The sequence below is a fragment of the Winogradskyella ouciana genome (assembly GCF_965284585.1).
Lineage (GTDB): Bacteria > Bacteroidota > Bacteroidia > Flavobacteriales > Flavobacteriaceae > Winogradskyella > Winogradskyella ouciana.
Genome location: NZ_OZ260095.1, coordinates 1,337,679 through 1,361,288, shown reverse-complemented (window position 1 = coordinate 1,361,288; position 23,610 = coordinate 1,337,679). Strand labels below are relative to the sequence as shown.

Annotated in this window: 17 protein-coding genes; 7 read left to right on the top strand and 10 right to left on the bottom strand. The window is 36.0% G+C overall.

Going from position 1 to position 23,610, the window contains the following annotated elements:
* Positions 1-10 precede the first annotated feature (10 nt).
* The 4 genes from ACQ65V_RS06015 to ACQ65V_RS06000 form a co-directional block, all read right to left on the bottom strand.
* Complete coding sequence (locus ACQ65V_RS06015; protein ID WP_412559438.1) at positions 11-877, bottom strand: DUF58 domain-containing protein; 867 nt, start codon at positions 875-877, stop codon at positions 11-13.
* A 95-nt stretch (positions 878-972) separates the two neighbouring features.
* Positions 973-1,974 carry an AAA family ATPase gene (locus ACQ65V_RS06010; protein ID WP_155088950.1) on the bottom strand — a complete coding sequence of 334 codons (1,002 nt, stop codon included), beginning with the start codon at positions 1,972-1,974 and terminating at the stop codon, positions 973-975.
* Positions 1,975-2,126: 152 nt separating this feature from the next.
* The gene (locus tag ACQ65V_RS06005) at positions 2,127-2,933 is read right to left on the bottom strand and encodes a DUF4382 domain-containing protein (protein WP_412559439.1); all 807 of its coding nucleotides are present in this window, start codon (positions 2,931-2,933) and stop codon (positions 2,127-2,129) included.
* Between the two features lie 165 nt (positions 2,934-3,098).
* On the bottom strand, positions 3,099-3,662 hold the full coding sequence (locus ACQ65V_RS06000; protein ID WP_430467253.1) for a DUF4382 domain-containing protein: 564 nt from the start codon (positions 3,660-3,662) through the stop codon (positions 3,099-3,101).
* 104 nt (positions 3,663-3,766) lie between these two features.
* Here ACQ65V_RS06000 and ACQ65V_RS05995 point away from each other — a divergent pair, with 104 nt between their 5' ends.
* The 3 genes from ACQ65V_RS05995 (at position 3,767) to ACQ65V_RS05985 (ending at position 6,524) form a co-directional block, all read left to right on the top strand.
* On the top strand, positions 3,767-4,630 hold the full coding sequence (locus tag ACQ65V_RS05995) for an aldo/keto reductase (protein WP_430467252.1): 864 nt from the start codon (positions 3,767-3,769) through the stop codon (positions 4,628-4,630).
* A gap of 99 nt (positions 4,631-4,729) precedes the next feature.
* Positions 4,730-5,362, top strand: coding sequence for an HD domain-containing protein (locus tag ACQ65V_RS05990; RefSeq protein ID WP_430467251.1), 633 nt, complete (start codon positions 4,730-4,732; stop codon positions 5,360-5,362).
* 28 nt (positions 5,363-5,390) lie between these two features.
* Positions 5,391-6,524, top strand: coding sequence for an ATP-binding protein (locus tag ACQ65V_RS05985; RefSeq protein WP_155088955.1), 1,134 nt, complete (start codon positions 5,391-5,393; stop codon positions 6,522-6,524).
* Between the two features lie 210 nt (positions 6,525-6,734).
* Here the strand turns inward: ACQ65V_RS05985 and ACQ65V_RS05980 are convergent, their stop codons facing one another.
* From ACQ65V_RS05980 to amaB, 5 genes are all read right to left on the bottom strand, one after another.
* Complete coding sequence (locus ACQ65V_RS05980) at positions 6,735-7,922, bottom strand: DUF1501 domain-containing protein (RefSeq protein ID WP_430467250.1); 1,188 nt, start codon at positions 7,920-7,922, stop codon at positions 6,735-6,737.
* Positions 7,923-7,924: 2 nt separating this feature from the next.
* Positions 7,925-9,298 (bottom strand): DUF1800 domain-containing protein, encoded by a 1,374-nt coding sequence (locus ACQ65V_RS05975; RefSeq protein ID WP_430467249.1) that lies wholly within the window; start codon positions 9,296-9,298, stop codon positions 7,925-7,927.
* A 208-nt stretch (positions 9,299-9,506) separates the two neighbouring features.
* Entirely contained in the window at positions 9,507-10,223 is a 717-nt protein-coding gene (locus ACQ65V_RS05970; RefSeq protein WP_430467248.1) for a hypothetical protein, read from the bottom strand.
* The gene (locus ACQ65V_RS05965; RefSeq protein WP_430467247.1) at positions 10,186-10,896 is read right to left on the bottom strand and encodes a hypothetical protein; all 711 of its coding nucleotides are present in this window, start codon (positions 10,894-10,896) and stop codon (positions 10,186-10,188) included. Before ACQ65V_RS05965 ends, ACQ65V_RS05970 begins: the two co-directional genes overlap by 38 nt.
* 360 nt (positions 10,897-11,256) lie before the next feature.
* Positions 11,257-12,810 carry an L-piperidine-6-carboxylate dehydrogenase gene (gene amaB / locus ACQ65V_RS05960; protein WP_430467246.1) on the bottom strand — a complete coding sequence of 518 codons (1,554 nt, stop codon included), beginning with the start codon at positions 12,808-12,810 and terminating at the stop codon, positions 11,257-11,259.
* Positions 12,811-12,932: 122 nt separating this feature from the next.
* Here amaB and ACQ65V_RS05955 point away from each other — a divergent pair, with 122 nt between their 5' ends.
* From ACQ65V_RS05955 to ACQ65V_RS05940, 4 genes are all read left to right on the top strand, one after another.
* Positions 12,933-14,009 (top strand): isoaspartyl peptidase/L-asparaginase family protein, encoded by a 1,077-nt coding sequence (locus tag ACQ65V_RS05955; protein ID WP_430467245.1) that lies wholly within the window; start codon positions 12,933-12,935, stop codon positions 14,007-14,009.
* A gap of 112 nt (positions 14,010-14,121) precedes the next feature.
* Positions 14,122-19,710: an MG2 domain-containing protein gene (locus ACQ65V_RS05950; protein WP_430467244.1), complete on the top strand. Its 5,589-nt coding sequence runs from the start codon at positions 14,122-14,124 to the stop codon at positions 19,708-19,710.
* A 205-nt stretch (positions 19,711-19,915) separates the two neighbouring features.
* Positions 19,916-20,770: an SH3 domain-containing protein gene (locus tag ACQ65V_RS05945; RefSeq protein ID WP_430467243.1), complete on the top strand. Its 855-nt coding sequence runs from the start codon at positions 19,916-19,918 to the stop codon at positions 20,768-20,770.
* Positions 20,771-20,875: 105 nt separating this feature from the next.
* Positions 20,876-21,196, top strand: coding sequence for an antibiotic biosynthesis monooxygenase family protein (locus ACQ65V_RS05940; RefSeq protein WP_430467242.1), 321 nt, complete (start codon positions 20,876-20,878; stop codon positions 21,194-21,196).
* Positions 21,197-21,264: 68 nt separating this feature from the next.
* Here ACQ65V_RS05940 and ACQ65V_RS05935 read toward each other — a convergent pair whose 3' ends face one another.
* Positions 21,265-23,559, bottom strand: coding sequence for a T9SS type B sorting domain-containing protein (locus tag ACQ65V_RS05935; protein ID WP_430467241.1), 2,295 nt, complete (start codon positions 23,557-23,559; stop codon positions 21,265-21,267).
* Positions 23,560-23,610: the final 51 nt, after the last annotated feature.

Below are 23,610 nucleotides of genomic sequence, written 5' to 3'. Positions count from 1 at the left end.
TTTGTGCGTATTATCCTCTTCTTTTAAAATAACCCAACAGTTTTCTTACATAGCTTTCGTCCACGCGACAATCTATGGTACCTGCTCCCGATTTAGTGAAACTATCCTTGAAATAATTTACTTTCTCATTATAGAATTTTCCGTAATTCTGGCGTACTTTTTTAGAAGCCGTATTTACCAAAAGCAACTCACCTGTTTCTTCATCTTGCATTTGCACCATCCCTATGTTTGGAATGGATTCTTCGTGCTTATCGTAAATTCTAATACCTGTAATATCGTGCTTGCCTGACGCAATTTTTAAGTTTTGTTTATAGTCGTCTGCAATGAAATCTGATAACATAAACACAATCGCTTTCTTTTTCATCACATTGGATAAAAATTTAAAAGCCTCTGCTATATTGGTGTTTTTGCTCTTTGGTTTAAACTCTAATAGCTCTCTAATGATTCTCAATACATGTGAACGACCTTTTTTAGGCGGAATGTAAAGCTCAATCTCATCTGAAAATAAAATCAAACCAATTTTATCATTATTCTGAGTGGCCGAAAATGCCAAGGTCGCTGCAATTTCGGTTACAATTTCATCTTTAAATTGATTCTGTGTCCCAAAAAACTTACTGCCCGAAACATCTGCCATGAGCATCATGGTAAGTTCTCGTTCTTCTTCAAAAACCTTAATGTAAGGTTCATTGTAACGTGCCGTAACATTCCAATCAATATTTCTTACATCGTCACCATATTGGTATTGACGGACTTCAGAAAAAGTCATACCACGACCTTTGAAAGTCGAGTGGTATTCGCCTCCAAATATATGATCAGACAAACGACGTGTCTTGATCTCTATTTTTCGTACTTTTTTTAGAAGTTCTTTGGTATCCATTTTTCAATTTGTCATTCCGCACTTGATGCGGAATCTGTCAATTAAACTTTTTAGAAATTAAATATGAGATTCCTGCCTTCGCAAGAATGACAAGTCTAAGGAACTTCAATCTCGTTTACAATCTTGTTGATGATGTCTTCTGAAGTCACATTTTCTGCTTCCGCTTCGTAAGTGATGCCTATTCTATGACGTAGAACATCATGCACAACTGCACGAACATCTTCAGGAATAACATAGCCTCTTCGCTTTATAAACGCATAGCATTTTGCAGCAGTCGCCAAATTGATACTTCCACGAGGTGATGCACCGAATGATATCAATGGCTTTAAGCTTGGAAGTTTATACTTTTCAGGATAACGTGTGGCGAAAACAATATCTAGAATATATTTTTCAATTTTTTCATCCATGTAAACTTCTCTAACCGCCTCTTGTGCACTTAAAATCTGAGCCGTAGAAACCACTGGGTTTACTTTTTCATAAGCCCCTTTTAGATTGGCTCTTACGATAAGTTGCTCCTCATCTAGTTTTGGATAATCAATTACAGTCTTTAGCATAAAACGATCCACCTGTGCTTCTGGTAATGGATAAGTTCCTTCTTGCTCAACAGGGTTTTGGGTAGCCATTACCAAGAATGGTTTGTCCAGTACAAATGTTTCGTCACCAATAGTCACCTGCTTTTCTTGCATCGCCTCTAACAAAGCAGATTGTACTTTAGCTGGTGCTCTGTTGATCTCATCCGCTAAAACGAAGTTGGCGAAGATTGGCCCTTTCTTAATTGAAAAATCATTTTCTTTTATATTGTAGATTAAGGTACCAACAACATCTGCCGGTAATAAATCTGGTGTAAACTGAATTCTACTAAAACTGGCATCAATAGCTTTAGACAAGGTGTTGATGGCTAAAGTTTTTGCCAGACCTGGCACACCTTCTAACAAAATATGACCTTGCCCAAGCAAGCCAATAAGCAAACGCTCAACCATGTGTTTTTGTCCAACAATAACCTTATTCATTTCTAAGGTAAGTAGGTCAACAAAGGCACTTTCTTTTTCTATCTTTTCATTAATTGATTTAATATCAATTGTACTCGCTTCTTCCATTTTTTTAAGGGTTTAAGAACGAAACTATTATAATAATTTTTTCGAGGTTGCAAAATGTTAAAATTTTTCGGGAGTTGCTGTTAACAATTGGTTAAAAAAAAAAGCGCATAGTTCTAATGAACTTGCGCTTTTCTATAAATTCTTAAATAATGCTACTCTAGTGTGATTGTGCCCAAATTTGTGGTTTCTCCAATAACTATTTCAACATCTTCAATTATTACTGCATTTAACATGGAATCATTATCTGGAGTAATTGTTACTGTATAAACTCCTGGTGACAATCCTAAAATTTGAAAATTCCCTGAATCATCTGTAAGTGTTGATGCGGTTTCAATTCCGTTTGTTGCTTCTACAGCAACTACCACATCCGCAGGTAATACAGTACCTGACAAACTACCTGAGTTGACTTCTAAACTTGCTCTTAAGACAGGCTTTAAGTTAATATTCCCTGAATTACCAGCCATGACTATGGATTCGTCAGCATCAAAATCTAATATAAAATCATAGTTAAGACCAGCAACAATCTCTTGATTGACCATTATTTTTAAGCCTGATTGTTGTGCGCTTGGTGTATTTAAAGGACGTGGTTCTGTTTCACCTTCTAAGACAACAGAATTATCATCTCCCAAAACTAATCTTATCTGTTTAAGAAGACCAGCTTCAATTTCTTCATTATCTACAAGTTCTAAACTTACACCACCAGTCAATTCCAATAAGTCGTATACACCAGGATTAATAATTCCTATTGATTGCCATCCATTTTCGTCATCATCACTTTCACCATCATACTTCACCATAACATCTACAACCTCTACAAATACATGCTCATAATCACCAGGTTCATCCACTAATTTTACGGATAGTCTTGCAGTACCATCATTACTTGATTCGTCAGAATTATTACAGGAAAAGGTAAATATTGCTATAAGTAGAAGCAATGTTTGTTTTAAATATTTCATGATTTTTTAGATTTTAAGGTTACATCTAGATATACGCACCTAATGTGTATTTAGACGTCTTAATCTAATAGTTTCTGGTCAGAATAGTATTAAGCTTTAGTTAAAAAACAAAGAGCAACACCCTAGTATTGCCCTTTTATCTTCGTTAATTACGGATTAGGATAATTAATATTCATATTGTCGTATTGCGGTATATAATTTTGGGTTAAAAACCATCATGTTTTCTTCGTCATTGAAACTTATGGATGAATCAATATCCAAATCAATCACAAACTCGTAGCTTCTGTTGGAAATCAATTCTGACTTTACCAAATTTGAAGGTGTTGCATTACCTAAGTTCTCCACTTCCAAACTCATCAATAAGCCATTGACATCCATAAAATTGTTATCGCCTAGCACCAACCTTATTTCATGTATAAAGGTGGATTCAATTTCTATATGGTCTACCAGCAATAAAGCGGAATCCTCATTTAAATCACATGCATTATAAGTTCCTTGATTAATGGCATTAAGACTCATCCATGCGTTGGGCGCATTCTCATCTTCTCTTACTTTAAACTGAACATCTTCAATATCTATAAAAACTTTATCATGTTCTTGCGATGTGCTTTTTAACTTTACCGTAATACTGGTGAACTCAGCATTAACATCGTCTTTTGTACAACTGGTGAAACAGATTAAAAGAAAAAAGGAATAAAGTAACGGGTTAATAGCTTGTAAATGTTTCATGATTTGAGGTATGGAATAATTACATAACAAGAATACCGTAATCTTATGGTTTTGAGTATTTTTATACACCAATTGCATAAAAACCAATATAAACCGAAAAAAAAGTGACATATTCTCGATTAATTGCAGGTACTATGACCTGGGGAAGCTGGGGAAAACAGCTCTCGAAAAAAGAAATGGAAGCTTTAATGCACCATTGTATTACCAACAATATTACTACTTTTGACCATGCTGATATTTATGGCGCCTATACTACCGAAGCGGATTTTGGAAAAGCTTTTATAGACTCTGGAATAAAACGCGAAGATATTCAACTGATTTCTAAATGTGGTATTCAGTATCTTAGCGACAATCGAAACAACAAGGTTAAACATTACGACTACAGCAAGGAATATATTATCTGGTCGGTTGAGGAATCGCTTAAAAATCTACAAACAGAGTATTTAGATTTACTATTGCTACACAGACCAAGCCCATTAATGGTTGCTGAGGACATTGCCGAAGCGATTACCATTCTAAAAAAAGATGGAAAGATCAGAGATTTTGGAGTATCTAATTTTTCACCATCTCAAATGGATATGATCAGTCTTCGTATGGATGTTGATGTCAATCAGATTGAATTTTCACTAACGCAAAATTCCGCAATGCACAATGGCACTTTGGACTATATGACCACTTGTGGCATAAAACCCATGGCTTGGTCACCATTGGGCTCAGTTTTTAGAGAAGACAATGAACAAACCAGGCGTATTCATAAACAGCTAGGTGAGTTGATGGATAAGTATAATGCCACTGAGGACCAATTGTTATTGGCTTGGATAATGAAACATCCTGCTGGGATTCATCCTGTGGTTGGGACCACAAATAAAAAGCGATTAACACAAGCTGTAGAAGCCTCAAAAATTGAACTTGAGTTAGAAGATTGGTTTTTGATTTTGGTGGCAAGTCAAGGGCATAAGGTGCCATAAGTCCCTTTGCCCTATGGTCATTTCCCAAAAGGGAAAAGTTGGCAGTGTTCTGTTGCAATCTAGTTTTGGCATTATCGAAAAAATAAGAACTACAAAACCATGAAGAGAACTGAGCTAAAGCCCAAGTGGGTTGATTTAGTTTCAAATTATACCGATAAAAAAGCAATTGTTGCTTCGCTTTGGGAAGATATTGTAAATCATTATTCCAATACAAATAGATATTACCACAATCTCGCCCACATTCAAAATATGCTGAGTCAAGCAGAAGACTTTAAAAGCCACATAGAGGATTATGATGTTTTAGTTTTCGCCATCTGGTATCATGACATTATTTACAAATCCACTAAAAAGGATAACGAAGTAAAAAGTGCACTTTTCGCCAAAAAAGCTTTAAAATCATTGAATTTTAATGAAAAAAGGATCGAAAACATTGAAAATTTGATTATTTCGACTAAAAAGCATCAAATAGGTTTAGATGAAAATGATGATAATGCCTATCTTTTGGATTTTGACTTATCTATTTTGGGAACGGATTGGGAAACCTATCAAAATTATACACAACAAATCAGAAGGGAATATAAAATCTATCCTGATTTTATGTATAAGCCAGGGAGAAAAAAAGTGCTTCAACATTTTTTAGAACGTGAAACGTTGTATTTTACAGAAGTATATCAGGATAAGTTTGAAACTCAAGCTAGAGAGAATATAATAAAAGAATTAAAGCTATTATAAAAAGTCCTCTTTGGGGATTTATGGGCTTATGATCAATAAACGCCTACTCATTAAAAACCTACTTGCTCACAACGATGAGAACAGTTTCTATGATAAAAAACGAAAGATTGACATTAGCCATAAAGAAGGTAAGGCGAAGTTTTTAAAGCATATTTGCGCACTATCTAATAGTAATCCAAAAAACAATTCGTATATCGTTATTGGTGTTGAAGACGAGGACAATAAAATTATTGGTGTCGATTTTTTTGATGACAGCAAAATTCAAAACCTCATCAATGCGTATTTAACCAATCCACCTATTGTTCAGTACGAGAATATTCCGTTTCCACATTTGCCAGATGACAAGGTCGTTGGTCTCGTTACCATTAGATCAATTGATAAAATCACCTCACTAAGGAAAAATATATGGAAATACTATGGAGGCTCGGTATTTTTTAGAGATGGGAGTATGAGCATGCCAAAAGTTTTTGATGTTGAAATAAAAGACGTCAACTCCGATATAGTTTCAGCTATTGAAAATCACGCACAAAACAATATTGAATTGACACTCGATGGCGTGTTTGACTTTATGAACAAACGTCAAGATTTCAACCCTCAGTATAGGGTCTTTAAAGAGTATTTTGTGTTATGCTGGTCAGGGCAAAAAAAATACGTTAAGGATGAAGTATTTTATTCTCGCGTAGATATAGAATTGATAAATGAACAGGTTAGGCTGTTTTATTCTGCTCTAGATGAGGTTTCCATTTCTTATAATAAAGACTCTTTTAAGATTGTAGAATACGTTAGACTTGGTCTTCAACAATCTCATAAGTATTATAAGCTCGAAGAAAAAATCATTCATTTTGATGATAATGCCAATTATTCCATAGAAGCAAATCTCATTTTTGAGCCACCGCAATTTGATAAAAAAATACTCCATCATATTTATAACACCAACAATGTTATTCTTGCAAAACTTGAAAAAGGTGTTAGGCTCGCCAATCATGAGATTGTTGATTTAGAAAATTTAGCTGCCAGTTACCTAATTTGTTATCTCAATGGCTTTGACGATGCTTTGCTAAAGTTAGAATCTGCTAAGCCATATATAAAAGGCTATAATTCTGAACTCTACAGGTCTTACAAAGAAACCATTAGGATTCTGCGGAAAGTGAAGTATAATTAGGTTCGTCGAATTTATTGAATATTTTATCCTTGATTTCTGCATCTTATCGAAGTACCTACAAAAACACTACAGATTATACATTTTTTTCGACCATTCATCAAAAAATTTAAGGACAAAGCAAAATATCTTGCATCTTTGATATGCTATTAATCAATTATATAACCTTGTTTCACTATTGCAAATGCAAAAACTGAAACGAGGTTTTTTTGTTTAAATAAAGTTTAAGGTTTTTTGTTTTGAATTGATAATTCCTTCCGTAGAAACATTCATCCATTTAGACAATACGGTTGCATAAACTGATCTAAAGTCAATTTCATATTTTAAATCCCCATTTGTATCTAAATCACTTAGGCTTGCCAAGCTATTGTAGAATCCTGCTTTTTTTAGATTCTTGCCTATGATAAACACATTATTAGCGGCTCCGTGGTCTGTACCATTTGCTGCGTTTTGTTTAACACGCCTTCCAAATTCAGAAAAGGTTAAAATCAATGTGTCGTTAAAAGTTCCGTTTTGTTTTAAGTCCTTTACAAAGGCCGAGACGCTTTCTGCATATTGTTTTAATAGCCTTGCTTGTTTATTTTGCTGATTGGCGTGCGTATCAAAGCCGCCTAACGAAGTATAGAACACTTTGGTTTCTAAACCAGAGTTGATAAACTGTGCCACATTTTTAAGTTGTTTGGCAAATTTATTCTGAGGATACTCTTGTTGAGACAACCTCACTTTGGTGTTTTCGTAAATATACTTGGCAGAAGATTTGGCCTCTATCATAGTTTGGTAGAGATAACCCAAATTGTGTTCACTTAAATGCGCATCGTTGTAATGGTTAAGCACATTCTTAAAATAAGGGTCTTTAGCCGTTCTGTATAAAACTTTATAATCATTTGTGGCAATACCATTAAAATGCTCGCCTTTCATTGCTAGACTTAATTGCTCGTCCATTTCAATGGCGTTGTATGGTTTTTTACCATGTGCATCGAGATAACGTCCCAGCCAACCACTCTGCAAATACTCGTCAGAATCACTTGCAGTTTGCCAAATATCCATGGATCTAAAATGCGAACGTACAGGATTTGGGTAACCTACATTATTTAAAATGGATAGTTCACCATTGTCGTACAGCGCTCTTAACGGTAATAAACTCGAGTGAAAGCCTAAATCATCATTCAGCTTTATGATGTCTTTTGTTATGGCTAAGCGTGGTCTGGCATTGTAATAAATATCGTTATTGTGTGGAATAATAGTATTTAGTCCGTCGTTACCACCAGCAAGCTGAACAATAACCAGTCGTCTATAACCCAATTGTGCGGTAGCTACAGACTCAAAGGCCTTTACAAAACTTGGCACAAAGAACAAGCTGCTCGCCAATGCTGAATCTTTTATAAATTTTCTTCTATCCATAACTAACACATTTGGTATTCTGGTAATGACATTAACTGAATGCAATAATCTTGTTTCGATTTTTTGCTTAGCGATTCTAGATAATCAGCCGTGCCTTTATTTAAGGTTCCTTGAATGATATATTCATGAAGGTTTTCTGTTTCAATAGGGTTGAAATTGTCCAAGAAGGCCTCCCAGTTAGGCAAAGTCTTAAAAGGCAATTTATCTTTGTTTCGCTTAAAGTATTTCTCTCTAAAACTATCATTAAAATCGCCATGCTCCTTTAAGGAAATAACAGCATTATTAAACAATAACGATGCTAACTTTAACCTAGCCATAATTGTATTAGCGTCTATCCATGCCTTATCACCTTTCCATCCTGCTACATTTGGCGGATCCAATAAGGTTTGCCCAAGCAGTTTTTGGATTTTTATAAGATCTTTATTTCTTTCAAACTTAACAGGAATGGTATTTGCCATACCTACCAAAAATTCGATAGGTGATTTTATTTTTGCACCAATGTTTACTTCATCATAAAACCAGTCTGACATAAATACGAAGCGCATTAGGTTTTCGATATTATAATCCTTAAAAAACACATCTGCCATAGCTTCAATATGTTTTTTATTGGGTACTGGATTTACAAAATAGCGATAGATTTTACCTGAGATGAATTGTGCGCATTGTCTCTTTTCCAATATAATATCGATTATATCGTCACCATCAAACTTACCTATATGGCCTAAAAATGTTTTGGATTCATTGTCATGCTGAAATTCTCTAAGTCTAAACATCCCTTCAAAATCATGATTATAACCTGTAAAAGCCCTTGCACTTTCCTTAATATCTTTTTCGGAATATTGTCCTTCGCCTAGCGTAAACAATTCCATCAACTCACGTGCAAAATTTTCATTGGGTTTATGCTTTATGTTTTGTTTTCCGTTTAAATACCTCAGCAGAGCAGCTTCTTTAGAAATTGCTTTTACAAAGGCTCTAAAATCACCCAAGGCATAATATCTCAACGTATTATTGTATTGCTGTGCATATTTAGGGTTTCGATCTCTACACACAAAATGATTAGCCCAAAACAAAGTCATGCGTTCTCTTAGTACCTCTTTTGGTTGTATTAACTGTTCAATCCATTTATAATTAAGTTCTAGTATAGACTTGATGTTTTTTTCATTGATTTCTTTGGCTAAGGAAGGGTATTTTTTAATATCCATAGGATTAATGCCATCGAGATATGATAGGTCTATATGTATTGGAGAAACTGTCTTGGAGTTCGTAAAAAGCGCATCAACAACATGCTTTCTGTTCTTAGAATTGGCAGCATCCGGTTTTGGCAGCATCCCAAACCCTGCACGCCAGTGTAAATGTTGAAGTTCTTTTAAATTCATGTAAATTAGACTAAGTATGAAACCTATGGTTTAATGACAACAATAACTGTTCCTGAATTTTAACTACGGTCAAACTAAGTACCGAAACCATAAGCGACTTATAATCATTTATTTATCACTTAAATATTTAAACTATTAATATACTAAAAAAATTGTCCGCGGTAAGAATATATCAGCTCCCTAAGCATAAAAAAACTGAACAGAATAACTAATCTATAAACCCAGATATTAGATCTCCTGTACCTAAAGCAAAGTTAATTCCAATACCAATACTATGGTAATTGCCTCTTTCAAATAAATCATTGAGTTCTGGTGCCACTTTAATATCCGTTTTAGAAGTTCTATAAGCGTAGTCTATATAGACCATAAGATGACTGCTTAGCTCATAATTAAAATATACTCCAAAACTGCTAAGATTGCCTCTATCTACCTGAAATACATTTCTCGATTTAGAATAATGATTCTTAAATCTGGCTCCACCATAGAAAGATGCTAAGACTCCCAACCTTAATCTATCGGCTGGTAAAAACTCGTAGCCAACATAGCCATAACCTTCACTCAATGATGTTTTATTGTAATTGCCAACTATACTATTGTCTTTAACATCAAAATAACTCGCGCCAGTATATAACCCCAAGAAGAATTGTTTATAAACGTAAATTTGAAATTTGAAATCCAGGCCAGATTCACCTTCTAATCCCTGACCCATAAAATTATCTCCTGTAGTGATTGGGCTATGATAACCTACAGATATAAACCCAAATCGCTGTCTATACTCCATGGCTTTTGAAGAGCTAATACCAGTATTAGCATTAGCTCTTTGCGTTGATTTAACTTGCGAGAACATTGTCATGGTAATTCCCATAAAAATGCTAAGACAAAATGTTTTAATAGGTAAACGTAAATTCATTAACGCTGTTATCATTTATCGTAAATATTTCTGTTGTTTCAGGAGCTTCGTTAATAGAATACGTAAACTCTACTTGGGTTCCTATGGGAGCATCAAAGCTGCCTTCTCTATCAGGATTGTTATCATTTAGAGATCCGTTTAAAAACTGTAGTGTATTACACTGACTTTCTTCTGGGTTCAAGACACCTTGCTCATAAACTTCTGAGCAAAATCCGTTAATGAATCTAAAAGTATATTGAATGGAATTACCATCTCCACTGGTTCTGGTAACGCTATAGTTGACTTTAGATAGCTTTTGTAGGGTTACAGTTTCTAAATTAAACGTAAAGTCTGTTGGTGTAAAATCAACCGTGTTGGTTCTGTAAACATATTTAGAATAGGTTTCGCCAGCATCTATTTCTATAGAAAAATCTTCATCTTCATCAAAAAGTGAGACGACAGAAAATTCGCCATTGGAGTCAGAAAAATTACTTCCTAGTAAGAACTCACTTTCTCCACCTAAAAACGATGTAACTCGCCTTGTGTAAACATTTATCTGTGCATCTTGTACAGCTAAATCTGATTGGTCTTTTATTACACCATTGACTAAAATTCTTGTATTATCCTCAAAACGAGTTTCGCAGCCTAAAAGTGAAATTATTAAAAAGCATACAAGTATAGCTCTTAACCTTGCTTTTATATGAGTCATATATTTATTTTCTATAAATATAAGATGAATTTTGTAAGAAAAGGTTGCGTGTAAAACTGTTAAAAAATAAAGCCATGTCTTTTGACATGGCTTTTGTTTATAGTAGATAAAAAATCAGATACAATACAGGTAAAAATCCAAATAAAGAAAAATATAATTTATATTTCTGCTTTCTTAGAATAAGCAAAAGCACTATTGGCAATATTGCAAATATTAATGTCATTATTAAAACTACTGTCCATTTCTCGATGAAATAATCAAAATTGCCAGAGTCATAGTCTAAGTATGCTAATATATTGGTAAGTACAAAACTTACCAATAATAGTACTATAACATCCTTACGTTTCATTATAAGATTAATTACAAATCAAACTTAATGCCTTGCGCTAATGGCAACTCATCTGAATAGTTTACAGTATTTGTCTGTCTTCTCATATACACTTTCCAAGCATCAGATCCAGACTCACGTCCTCCACCTGTTTCTTTCTCACCACCAAAAGCTCCTCCAATTTCAGCTCCTGAAGTTCCTATGTTTACATTTGCAATTCCACAATCAGAACCAGCGTAAGACAAGAATTTTTCTGCTTCTTTCATTTCGTTTGTCATAATAGCTGAAGATAACCCTTGAGCAACACCGTTTTGTTTTGCAATGGCATTTTCAACATCACCAGAATATTTCATTAGGTATAAAACTGGTGCAAATGTTTCGTGCTGTACAATTTCAAAATCATTTTCAGCTTCAATAATTGCTGGTTTTACGTAGCAACCACTTTCGTAACCTTCTCCTTCTAATACACCACCTTCAACCAATACGTTTCCGCCTTCAGCTTTTGCTTTTTCGATAGCAGCTAAATAAGTATCAACGGCATCTTTATCGATTAAAGGACCTATGTGGTTTTTCTCATCTAATGGATTTCCTATCGTTAATTGCTTATAAGCTCCAACGATGGCATCTTTAACTTTATCGTAAACTGATTCGTGAATAATTAATCTTCTGGTTGATGTACAACGTTGTCCACAAGTACCAACAGCACCGAAAACAGCACCAGGAACCACAACTTTTAAATCTGCAGTTGGTGTAATGATGATGGCGTTATTTCCACCTAATTCTAACAACGATTTTCCAAAACGTTCAGCAACTGTTTTACCTACAATGCGTCCCATTCTAGTAGACCCAGTAGCCGACACTAAAGGAATTCTAGAATCCGTGGTCATAAATTCACCTACTTTATAATCTCCATTGATAATGCAAGAAATACCTTCTGGCATATTGTTGTCTTTTAAAACTTCAGCAATAATATTTTGACAAGCTACTGCACATAATGGTGTTTTTTCAGAAGCTTTCCACACACAAACATCACCACAAACCCATGCTAAGGCTGTATTCCATGCCCAAACAGCCACGGGAAAGTTGAATGCCGATATAATACCAACAACTCCAAGTGGGTGCCATTGCTCACGCATGACGTGCCCTGGACGTTCAGACGGAATGGTTTGTCCATTTAATTGTCTTGATAATCCAACAGCAAAATCACAGATATCTATCATTTCCTGAACTTCACCATAACCTTCTTGCAAAGATTTTCCCATTTCATAAGACACTAATTTTCCAAGAGGCTCTTTTAATTCTCTTAATTTATTTCCGAACTGACGTACAATTTCACCACGTTGTGGCGCAGGAATATCTCTCCAAGTTAAAAATGCCTTAGTAGCAGCATCCATCACTTTGTCATAATCCTCTCTAGTTGTCGACTTTACCTTTCCAATTAATTGACCATCAACAGGTGAGTATGATTCAATAATTTCTCCGTTAGAAAAATTATTAGACCCTGTTGAAGATCCTTCATTTATATCTTTTACACCTAATTGTTGAAGTGCTTCTTTTATTCCGAAATCGGTAGCTACTGCTTCCATATATGTTTAAATTTTATGAATTATTAAATTTTGACGCGAAGTTACTAATAATTTGTTAGTTAGTCGAAGCTCAACTCTCTTAAAATATGTAACTTTAGGGCGCTTATAAATCATATTCGATCATGAAGAAACTTATTCCTTTTATCCTCGTATTATTTCTTTGCTTTGCTTGTAAAAATGAAAAATCATCCAATGAAACTGCACAAGCAGAAACAACCAACGAAATGAACTCTGAAAAACCAGAATTCGCCATCATAATCCATGGAGGTGCTGGTACAATTTTAAAAAAGAACATGACACCTGAAAAAGAAGCCGCCTATAAAGCTAAGCTTGAAGAAGCCATTAGAGTCGGTTACGAAGTGCTGAAAAACGGAGGAACCAGCTTAGATGCAGTTACCAAAACCATCAATGTAATGGAAGATTCACCGCTTTTTAATGCGGGCAAAGGTGCAGTGTTCACCAATGCAGAAACCAATGAACTCGATGCGTCTATTATGGATGGAAAAACTTTAAACGCTGGAGCTTCGGCTGGCACAACAACCGTTAGAAACCCCATTGATTTAGCTAGAGCTGTTATGGACAATTCAGAACACGTAATGCTTTCTGGGAAAGGTGCAGAAACCTTTGCTAAAGAACAGGGCTTGGACATTGTAGAACCCTCTTATTTCTTTACTGAAAACAGATTTCAATCCTTACAGCGCATAAAAGACAGAGAACAAACAGAATTAGACCATGATGCTAAAACGGCATTTTACGATCCAACCATTAAAGATTCAAAATTCGGGACGGTTGGTTGTGCAGCATTAGATAAAAATGGAAATCTCGCCGCAGGAACTTCAACAGGAGGTATGACCAACAAACGTTATGGTAGAATTGGTGATGCTCCGATTATTGGTTCTGGCACATACGCTAACAACGAAACTTGTGCTGTATCAAGTACAGGTTGGGGCGAATATTTTATAAGAGCACAAGTGGCGCATGATATTTCTGCCTTAATGGACTACAAAGGATTAAGCTTAAAAGAAGCTTCTAAAACAGTACTAGATAAAGTTGCTGATTTAGGTGGTGATGGAGGTATTGTTGCTGTAGATAAAAATGGTAATATGGTGGCTGAGTTTAATACCGCTGGTATGTATAGAGCAACCATGAATGACAAGGGCGAGTTGGAAATTGGAATTTATGAGAAATTATTTTTGTGAACACTTTAACATTCGACTAAAGTCTAAACGTTTAAAAACTGGCGTAAATATTTAACAAGAAAGCACCTACTCTCTCTTTTTAAGTCGAAGTTTTACCTTTAAATTCATCATCATGCACACCAAAAAGCACCTTGTCCTCCTATGCCTTTTCTTAATCATTTTTTCCTGTAAAAAGAAACCCGTAGAAACCGATAATATTTTTAAATACAGAGGTTATATTAGTTATACCACATCTGGACGTGTATCTGTTGAAGAGCCAATTAGGATTAATCTTGCGCAAGAAGTAGTGGCCTGGGAGGCAGAGCAAGAGCTAGATGACAAACTGGTGAAAATGCATCCTTATGCACAAGGCACTTTAAAGACCATCAATAAGCACACCCTTTTATTTACACCAGACGAACCATTAGAGCCAAATACAGAATATACGGTCACCGTTAAGCTAGATGATATTTACACCAACATTCCCAAAGATTTTGAGTATTACACCTTTCGGTTTAAAACCATAAGACCTAGCTTCAACATTATCACCAACAACCTACAATCCTATAGCAAAGAATGGCAATATGTATCAGGTGTGTTGCAGTCCGCAGATGTTATTTCACTTAATGATGCCAAAAAACTGATATCGGCTTCACAAAACAAAAATGACCTAAATATTGTTTGGCTAGAAAATAACGAACGTTCAAAATATTTCGAATTCAAAATAGACAGCATCCAACGCTACATTGAAGACAGCAAGGTCAACGTAAGCTGGAATGGCAAAGCCATAAAAGCAGATAATAAAGGTGAAAACTCAATCGACATTCCAGGAAAGAACAATTTTACTATTGTAGAAACCAACGTGATTCAAAATCCAGAGCAGTATTTATCCATTAATTTTTCAGACCCACTAAAAAAGCAGCAAAACTTTGCTGGTTTGGTCACCATTCAGAATGTGAAGAATCCAAAGTATATTGTTGATGGCAACGTCTTAAAAGTTTATCCAGACAACAAATTAGTTGGAGATATAAAAGTTGATGTCTTCACAGGAATCAAAAACACAGATGGTTTCAAACTCAAAAATGCATTTACCCAAACCCTAACGTTTGAAGAATTAAAACCACAAGTACGTTTGATAAGTAATGGTTCTATTTTACCAAATTCAAAAGACTTAAAATTCAATTTTGAAGCGGTTAACTTGAGTAAAGTCGATGTAAGAATCATTAAAATTTATGAAGACAACGTATTGCAATTTCTTCAAGAAAACAACATCAATAGCAACAACGAATATCATATAAAACATGTTGGCCGTCGGATTGCAAAAGAAACTATAACCCTTATTCAGACAAAATCTCAAAACACAGGCAAATGGAAAGCCTACAGTGTTGACTTATCTAAATATTTAACTGCTGATCCTGGTGCTATTTATAGAGTAGAATTGAGTTTTAAGCGCGATTATTCGCTATACTATTGCACGTCTAATTCCGAAACTACTGAAGTAGAAGAAGACGATTATTATGATGACTATTACGACGATTACTACGAGGAAGATTTCTATGCTGCCAATGACATCAGTGAAGAAGAGCAAGAATTAAGGGAAGAGCGTTATTGGGATAATTTAACCTATAGCTACAGAAATAATAATTACAGATATCGCGACAGAGACAATCCATGTACCGAATCCTATTTTAACTATGGTAACAGAACGGTTGCAGCAAACCTAATCGGTTCAGACCTTGGTGTGATTGCAAAGCAAGGTAATGACAACACTTACTTTTTTGCGGTGACCAACATCTTAACTACCAATCCAGAGTCAGGCGCTAAAGTCACCTTGTACAATTACCAGCAACAAGAACTAGCAAAAGGCATCACAAGTGGTGACGGAATTTTAGAAATTGATGCGAAAAAACGTGCGGCTTTTGCCATCGTTTCAAAAGGAAAAAATGTGAGCTATGTAAAGCTGTTGGACGGTAATTCATTATCTCTAAGTAAGTTCGATGTGTCTGGTAGCAGATTGCAACGAGGACTAAAAGGCTATATCTATGGAGAACGTGGAGTTTGGCGACCAGGTGATAGTTTGTTTTTAACTTTTGTGCTGAATGACAAAGCCAACGAACTACCAAAACGTCATCCTGTAAAACTCGAAATCACAGACCCAGTTGGGAAACTCGTTTACAGAAAGGTTTCTGTGGATAACATCAACAACTTCTATGATTTTAAAGTACCCACCTCATCGGATTACAAAACCGGAAATTACAATGCAAAAGTTTCTGTTGGTGGTGCTAATTTCACTAAAAGCTTAAAAATTGAAACGGTAAAACCAAATCGTCTAAAAATTAAAATCGATTTTGAAGATGATGTGCTGACCAACAACAAACCATTACAAGGAGACCTTAATGTGGCTTGGTTACATGGTGCACCAGCAAAGAACCTAAAAGCTGAAATAAAAGCAAAATTCACAACCACAAATACAAGCTTTAAAGGGTACAAAAACTATATTTTCAATGACCCTACAAAACGATTCAACACCGAAGAAACCAATGTCTTTGAAGGCTATTTAGATGCGAACGGAAACGCAAAAGTAGATGCAAAACTAAATATTGGCAAAAATGCACCAGGCATGTTAACCGCTCAATTTTTGGTAAGAGCTTTTGAGAATGGTGGTGATTTTTCACTCGACGCATTCACAATGCCTTACGCACCTTACGAGAGTTTTGTTGGTTTGCGTTCTCCAGAAGGGAGTCGTTATGGTTCTTATTTTACAAACGAAAACCACACTTTTGATATTGCAACGGTTACAGCTGAGGGCAAACCCATTCAACGCAAAAAACTAGAAGTCAAAGTTTATAAAATTGAATGGCGTTGGTGGTGGAATTCGTCTTACGATAACCTATCAAGTTACGTGTCTAGTAATTATCACAGACCTGTTCAGCAATATGAAATCGATACGGATGCCAATGGAAAAGCTAGTTTTAAAGTCAATATTCCAGAAAACGACAGAGGTCGTTATTTAATCAGAGTGGTTGATCCTGTGAGTGGACACGCTACTGGTCGTACGGCTTATTTCTATAAAAATTGGTGGTCCAATTCTCCAGCGGGAGATAAGGAAGCCGCTAAAATGTTGGTCTTCTCAACCGATAAAGACAATTATAATGTTGGTGATACTGCAAAATTAACGTTCCCTTCTGGTAGTGAAGGTAGAGCTCTCGTTAGCATTGAAAATGGTACTGAAGTGTTGCAACACCAATGGATAAAAACAAGCCCAGGTGAAACCACAGTCGATATTCCTGTCACGGCTGAAATGGCACCAAACGTATTCATCAATATTTCATTGTTACAGCCACACGCTATCACGTCTAACGATTTACCGATTCGTTTGTATGGTGTCATTCCTATGATGGTAGAAAATCCGGCAACGAAGTTGGAACCACAAATCAATATGCCAGATGCTATTAAACCAGAACAATCCTATGAAATAAAAGTATCTGAAAAGAACAACAAACCAATGACCTATACTATTGCTGTTGTGGAAGAAGGTTTATTGGATTTAACCCGATTTAAAACACCAAACGCATGGAATAGTTTCTATGCTCGTGAAGCATTAGGCGTAAAAACCTGGGATATTTTTGATGATGTCATTGGAGCCTACTCTGGCAGTATAGATCAAGTCTTCGCCATTGGTGGAGATGGTGCTGCCGCTAAAGGCAAAAACAAAAAAGCGAATCGGTTTAAACCCGTTGTGACATATCTAGGGCCATTTTTGTTGAAGGAAGGGCAGACCAAAACACACCAGCTTAAAATGCCGAACTATGTTGGAGCTGTTAGAGCAATGGTTGTAGCTGGTAATAACAATATAGAAGCCTATGGCAGTGCTGAAAAATCAGTACAGGTTAAAAAGCCACTAATGGTTTTGGCCACCTTACCTCGTAAGTTGAGTCCAGGCGAAAAAGTAACACTTCCTGTAACCGTTTTCGCTATGGAAAATAAGGTTAAAAATGTCAATCTATCATTAAAACTCAGCGATGGCATTACGGTAAAAGGCAATAAATCACAGTCACTTCAATTCAGCAAACCAGATGAAAAAATGGTCTATTTTGAATTGGATGTTACCAAAGCAAAAGGCATCAATACCATTGAAGTTGTAGCCACAGGAAATGGCGAAAAATCAACCTACAAAGTAGAGATTGATGTTGAAAATCCGAACCCAATGACCTCTCGTGTTATTGATAACGAACTAAAAGCCAATGCAAAAGAAACCGTTAGCTTTAACACCTTTGGAGTGACTGGAACAAATTCAGCAACGGTAGAATTTTCAACCTTACCTCCAATGGATTTTTCGAGACGTATGGCTTACCTTATTCGTTATCCTCATGGTTGCGTAGAACAAACCACATCTGGTGTATTTCCACAATTGTTCTTGGCAGAGATATTCGATCTAACGGATAAAAAGAAAAAAGAAGTACAACGCAATATTGAAAATGGGATTAGAAGATTAGGAGGTTTTCAAAATGCTGATGGTGGATTGGGTTATTGGATGGGAGAAAACACAGCCAATGATTGGGGAACAAGTTACGCTGGACATTTTATGATAGAAGCCGAGAAAAAAGGATTTGTTTTACCATTAACTTTCAAAAGTAACTGGATTGCCTATCAAAGACAAGCTGCTCGTAATTGGCGACCGAGTTACCGTGTATACCATAGTGATTTAGCACAAGCGTATCGACTTTATACCTTGGCCTTAGCTGGCAGTCCGGATTTAGCAAGTATGAACCGATTGAGAGAGTTTGATGAAATATCAAACGATGCTAAATGGAGATTGGCTGCGGCTTATGCTTTAGCTGGTCAAAAGGAAGCCAGTGAAGCGATTTCAAAAACGGCTAATATCGATTTTCAGCCACCACAATCTAACGCTTACACTTATGGCTCACTACATAGAAATAGAGCTATGGCTTTAGAAACTATGTTGTTGACCAATCATCCTGAAAAGGTAGAATTGGCTAAAAGTATAGCAAAATCATTATCTAGTGACCGTTGGATGAGTACACAAACCACAGCATATAGTTTATTAGCCATGGGAAAACTGATTATGCAAAATGGTGGTAAGGATTTAAAACTGACCTATAGCATCAATGGTAAAACCGAAACCATTGATACTAAAAATGGCATCGCACAGCGCAACATTCCTATAAATGAAGGTTCAAATCAAATTGAGATTACCAATGAGAGAGATAATCTGGTTTACGTAAGAATTCTCAATTCAGGAAAATTAAGACTCGGAGAAGAATTAGCTGAACAACGTGGATTGTCCATTTCAACAGTCTATAAAGATTTGCAAGGCAACAAGATTGATGTTACCAAGTTGCAGCAAGGACAAGATTTTGTAGCAACGGTTAGCATTTCAAACTTAACCAGTAATAACGTAAATGATGTGGCATTGACTCAGATTTTCCCATCTGGCTGGGATATTGTGAATACACGATTTACCGATTTTGGAGATACCACAGTAAGCCAAGCCAGATATACAGACATAAGAGATGATCGCGTTAACTTCTATTTCGATATGAATAGAAAAGGAAAGTATGGCACTAAAACATTCACCGTAATGTTGAATGCATCTTATTTGGGCACCTATTATTTACCTGGCGCACAAGCCGAAGCCATGTACGATAATGATGATTACTTGGTGAGGAATAAAGGGAAATGGGTTACAGTAGAAAAATAATATAAAAGATACTGTCATTGCGAGGAATGAGGAACGAATGACGTGGCAATCTCTCTGTAATGAGAACTAAAATTAAAAAGATTGCCACGGTTAACAATAAAGTCAGCCTCGCAATGACACTAACAAACAAACTAAAACTTGTCGTCCGGAAGACAAGAATCCTAAACATAAACCGCTAAAATGTTTAACTTAAAAACAAGTAATTATGAACAATTTAAAAATGATTTTAGCGATCGGATTCGTATTCAATCTAGCAGTACTAACTGCTCAACAAGAAGAAGCTTATGTAGCTGCAGAAAGTGGTTTATCCCTTAGAGATCAACCAGATGTTAGTGGTAAAATGCTAACAAAATTAGCCTATGGCGAAGCCATTGGCGTATTAGAAGAAACTGATAAAAATTTGGTGGTACTCGATGGAGGAGAGAAAATTAGCGGAAAATGGGTTAAGGTAGAAACCAGAAACCATATCGGTTATGTCTTCAACGGGTATTTATCGCCAAATAAAATTGCCAGAACAATACGATTAAATCTCGGTGACGTAAAGGTTGAAATCAAAAACCTTGCAACCAGTGATTACAAAAGAACCCATGATTTAAAAGATGAAGATAAGGCAACGATCAACGTTGATGTTAGCGATTCACCTGAAGGGAAGCATATTGTTTTAGTTGATAACGACTATAAGCAAGTCAGTTTATTTCAACGTTACGAAAACAGTTTTTCTTTTATGAGTGCTGATGCTAATTGTAGTAGCAACGAATGGAAACAATTTGATACCGAATGGAAGCCTCTAAAACAATTAAAGTCTAATACTTTTGAAACCTCAACTTATACAGAAAAAGACTGGATTGATTTTATAGAAACTGCCACTAAGGACTTAAAAGATGACGTCGTTGATAAATGTGGTGAAGATTGGTTGGCTTATGTAAAGACCATAGAGAATGTAAAAGATTTCCCTGTGAGCGTTTCTACAAACCGTGTTTTTATTAAATTTATCTTGACGGATTTTGAAGATAATATCACAGAGAAAATAATAGAATTTGAGATACCTAAAGGTTCTTGAATCTATTTACACCCCTAAAGTCCCCTCAAGAGGACAATCTAAATAAGTTGCTTAGAACAGCTGTCCCCTTGAGGGGACTTTAGGGATGCTTTATTAAAAAATGATATGGAAAATAAACCTAGTTACTACGCCGTAATTTTCACCTCAACACAAACAGAAGACACTAAAGGCTACACAAAAATGGCTGAAAAAATGGAAGCCTTGGCCAAACAACAAAAAGGTTATTTAGGAATAGAATCTGCTAAAAATGAAGTTGGCATAACGGTTAGCTATTGGGAGAGTCTAGATGCCATAAAAAATTGGAAAGCCAACACAGAACACTTATTTGCCCAACAAAAAGGACGTGAGCAATGGTATAATTGGTATAATGTGAGAATCTGTAAAGTGGAACGTGAGTATGAATTCCTGCGAAAGCAGGAATCTTAAAATTAATTGGCATAAAGCTAAATAGCAAATAGAGACACTTCGACTGTGCTCAGTGTGACAATAAGCTTTTATCTTTTCAAAGTAAAATGCCCTTTAATTACTTGTCCATCTAAAACGATGCGATACCAATAATCTGAGGTTGGAAGCTCATTACCTATAAAAGTGCCATCCCAATTTATATCCGTGTTGTAAGCCGAGTACAATAATTTTCCATAGCGATTAAAAATGTACACTTCAGTAGAAGAGAAAAATTGAGTAATGTTTAGAGAAAAGAAATCATTAACACCATCATCATTAGGTGTCATAAATTTCTGAATATAAAAATGAAAATGCTCTTGGGTTACCACAACATCGCATTCATTAGACCTCACATAAATTGTATATAATCCACTTGGTTGATTGCTAAACACATTACTAAACTGATAATCTACACCATCGAGTGAATATTCAAAATTTCCTGTATTAGCCAAGTTGACTATTATGGAACTTCCCTCAGTTACTATACTATCAATAATCGGATTTTCAATTTCCGTGACTGTAAACGTTATGATTTCTGTTAGACAACCATCAGTTACCTCAACTTCATAAATACCTTCAGCGTCAACGGTTATGGATTGGGACATTTCACCAGAAGCCCACTGATATTGTGGGTCTGAAATATCTGAAGTAGCGGTCAGCATTACGTCATTATCTTCGCAAAGCGTCACAAATTCATCTCTAAATTCTAACTGCTGCGTACCTTCAATTTCCCACCCGCAAGTTCCTTCATTAAACGATGTGGTCTGCCAACATTCTAGATCGGTTGGTTCTTCGGGTTGTGTGCCAGAAACTAGCCAGCTGCATGAGTTATCATCAAAAATAGCATCTTCCCAACACTCTAAATTAGATGGTGCCTCTGGTTGCGTACCTGTAATTTCCCAAGAGCAAGTTGAATCATTAAATATCGCTGTTTCCCAACATTCCGTTGTTGGTTGCATTGGTTGTGTACCTGAAACCTCCCATGCGCATGTTGTATTGTTGAAAGTTGAAGTTTCCCAGCATTCTAATCCGGTTGGTTCGGCAGGTTGTGTTCCTGTAACTTCCCATGAACAGGTTGTATTATTAAACGTCGCTGTTTCCCAACATTCTACAGATGGTTGTGTAGGTTGAGTACCTGAAACCTCCCAAGCACAGTTTGTATCGTTAAATGTTGCCGTCTCCCAACATTCAGTTATAGGTTGTGAGGGTTGCGTGCCCGAAACCTCCCAAGCACAAGTAACATCATTAAACATTGCTGTCTCCCAGCACTCCAAATCAGAAGGTTCTGCTGGTTGTGTTCCAGTTACTGTCCAACTACACGAGGCATCATCAAATGTAGCGGTTTCCCAACATTCTGTAGTTGGAGGTGGTGGAGCTTGATTTACGATAATTTGATACACATCAGAAAGGGTTATACAATCCGAGTTATTCAAATTTGCCTGATATTCAGCAACTTTAGCTCTATAATACGTAGTCGTAGCAATCCCAACTACCGTAATAGAAGCATTAGTTTCACCAGCTTTATCCGTCCATGTGTTACCATCAGTACTTACTTGCCATTGGTAAAAATGTGAACTGAAAACCGCATTATCTGGTACTGCAGTTATGGTATCTGAAAACGGTTGAGAACTACAAGTCGAAACATTATCACTGCTACTACTATCTTCTACCGAAATGGTGTCACCGCAACTTTTAAACACAATATCATCAATGGCTACATCATTACCGCAACCACCAGAACTATTGTTTATCATCTTCAAAATAACAGAAGTCTGACCAGGTATAGTTTGAAACACTAGAGCGTATTGATCCCAGGTGGGTGTCAGAGTACCATTTATGTTTCCTGTATTGCCAGAAGCCAATAGATTGGTATCCGTACTATCCCAAATTTCAAACCTTACATTAACAGGTATTGCACCGGGACCACAGAACCCGTTTGCAGGAGTTAAATTCAATAGCCATGACGAAAATTCATAAGTCGTATTTTCGCACAAACCCGTTATTTCTGTTCTGTAAAATTCACCAGCACTAAAACTGGAATTTACAATCAACATTCTTCCATTGGTATCGTTTGGTGTATGGTCATCAGTATCAAACCAATCAAAATAATTAGTGTTGCTTGTTACGGTATAAAGACCATCGTCTGGTGGTTGCCCATTCGCATACGTGTAAGTTGTAGTGCCAGGTGGTAGTGCTGTATCTTGTAAACCCGTACCAAAATCTTCTACAAAAATAGGATCACCAGAGTTGCCTTGGCAGAAACCCAATTGCGCCTGCATCTCTTTTGAAAGAAAAGAAAAGCATAAAATTATAAGTAATTTAAGATCTAAGCGAGGGTTTTGCACGTTTAAATATATAGATAAGTTAGTGTAATAGTTTTAACTTTTCGACGAAAA

What these genes read in the sequence shown, in the direction of transcription:
- ACQ65V_RS06015 (WP_412559438.1), bottom strand. Translation starts at nt 877, where the DNA reads ATGGATACCAAAGAACTTCTAAAAAAAGTACGAAAAATAGAGATCAAG.
- ACQ65V_RS06000 (WP_430467253.1), bottom strand. Translation starts at nt 3,662, where the DNA reads ATGAAACATTTACAAGCTATTAACCCGTTACTTTATTCCTTTTTTCTT.
- ACQ65V_RS06010 (WP_155088950.1), bottom strand. Translation starts at nt 1,974, where the DNA reads ATGGAAGAAGCGAGTACAATTGATATTAAATCAATTAATGAAAAGATA.
- ACQ65V_RS05950 (WP_430467244.1), top strand. Translation starts at nt 14,122, where the DNA reads ATGCACACCAAAAAGCACCTTGTCCTCCTATGCCTTTTCTTAATCATT.
- ACQ65V_RS05990 (WP_430467251.1), top strand. Translation starts at nt 4,730, where the DNA reads ATGAAGAGAACTGAGCTAAAGCCCAAGTGGGTTGATTTAGTTTCAAAT.
- ACQ65V_RS05970 (WP_430467248.1), bottom strand. Translation starts at nt 10,223, where the DNA reads ATGATAACAGCGTTAATGAATTTACGTTTACCTATTAAAACATTTTGT.
- ACQ65V_RS05945 (WP_430467243.1), top strand. Translation starts at nt 19,916, where the DNA reads ATGAACAATTTAAAAATGATTTTAGCGATCGGATTCGTATTCAATCTA.
- ACQ65V_RS05985 (WP_155088955.1), top strand. Translation starts at nt 5,391, where the DNA reads ATGATCAATAAACGCCTACTCATTAAAAACCTACTTGCTCACAACGAT.
- ACQ65V_RS05955 (WP_430467245.1), top strand. Translation starts at nt 12,933, where the DNA reads ATGAAGAAACTTATTCCTTTTATCCTCGTATTATTTCTTTGCTTTGCT.
- ACQ65V_RS05980 (WP_430467250.1), bottom strand. Translation starts at nt 7,922, where the DNA reads ATGGATAGAAGAAAATTTATAAAAGATTCAGCATTGGCGAGCAGCTTG.
- amaB (WP_430467246.1), bottom strand. Translation starts at nt 12,810, where the DNA reads ATGGAAGCAGTAGCTACCGATTTCGGAATAAAAGAAGCACTTCAACAA.
- ACQ65V_RS05965 (WP_430467247.1), bottom strand. Translation starts at nt 10,896, where the DNA reads ATGACTCATATAAAAGCAAGGTTAAGAGCTATACTTGTATGCTTTTTA.
- ACQ65V_RS06005 (WP_412559439.1), bottom strand. Translation starts at nt 2,933, where the DNA reads ATGAAATATTTAAAACAAACATTGCTTCTACTTATAGCAATATTTACC.
- ACQ65V_RS05975 (WP_430467249.1), bottom strand. Translation starts at nt 9,298, where the DNA reads ATGAATTTAAAAGAACTTCAACATTTACACTGGCGTGCAGGGTTTGGG.
- ACQ65V_RS05940 (WP_430467242.1), top strand. Translation starts at nt 20,876, where the DNA reads ATGGAAAATAAACCTAGTTACTACGCCGTAATTTTCACCTCAACACAA.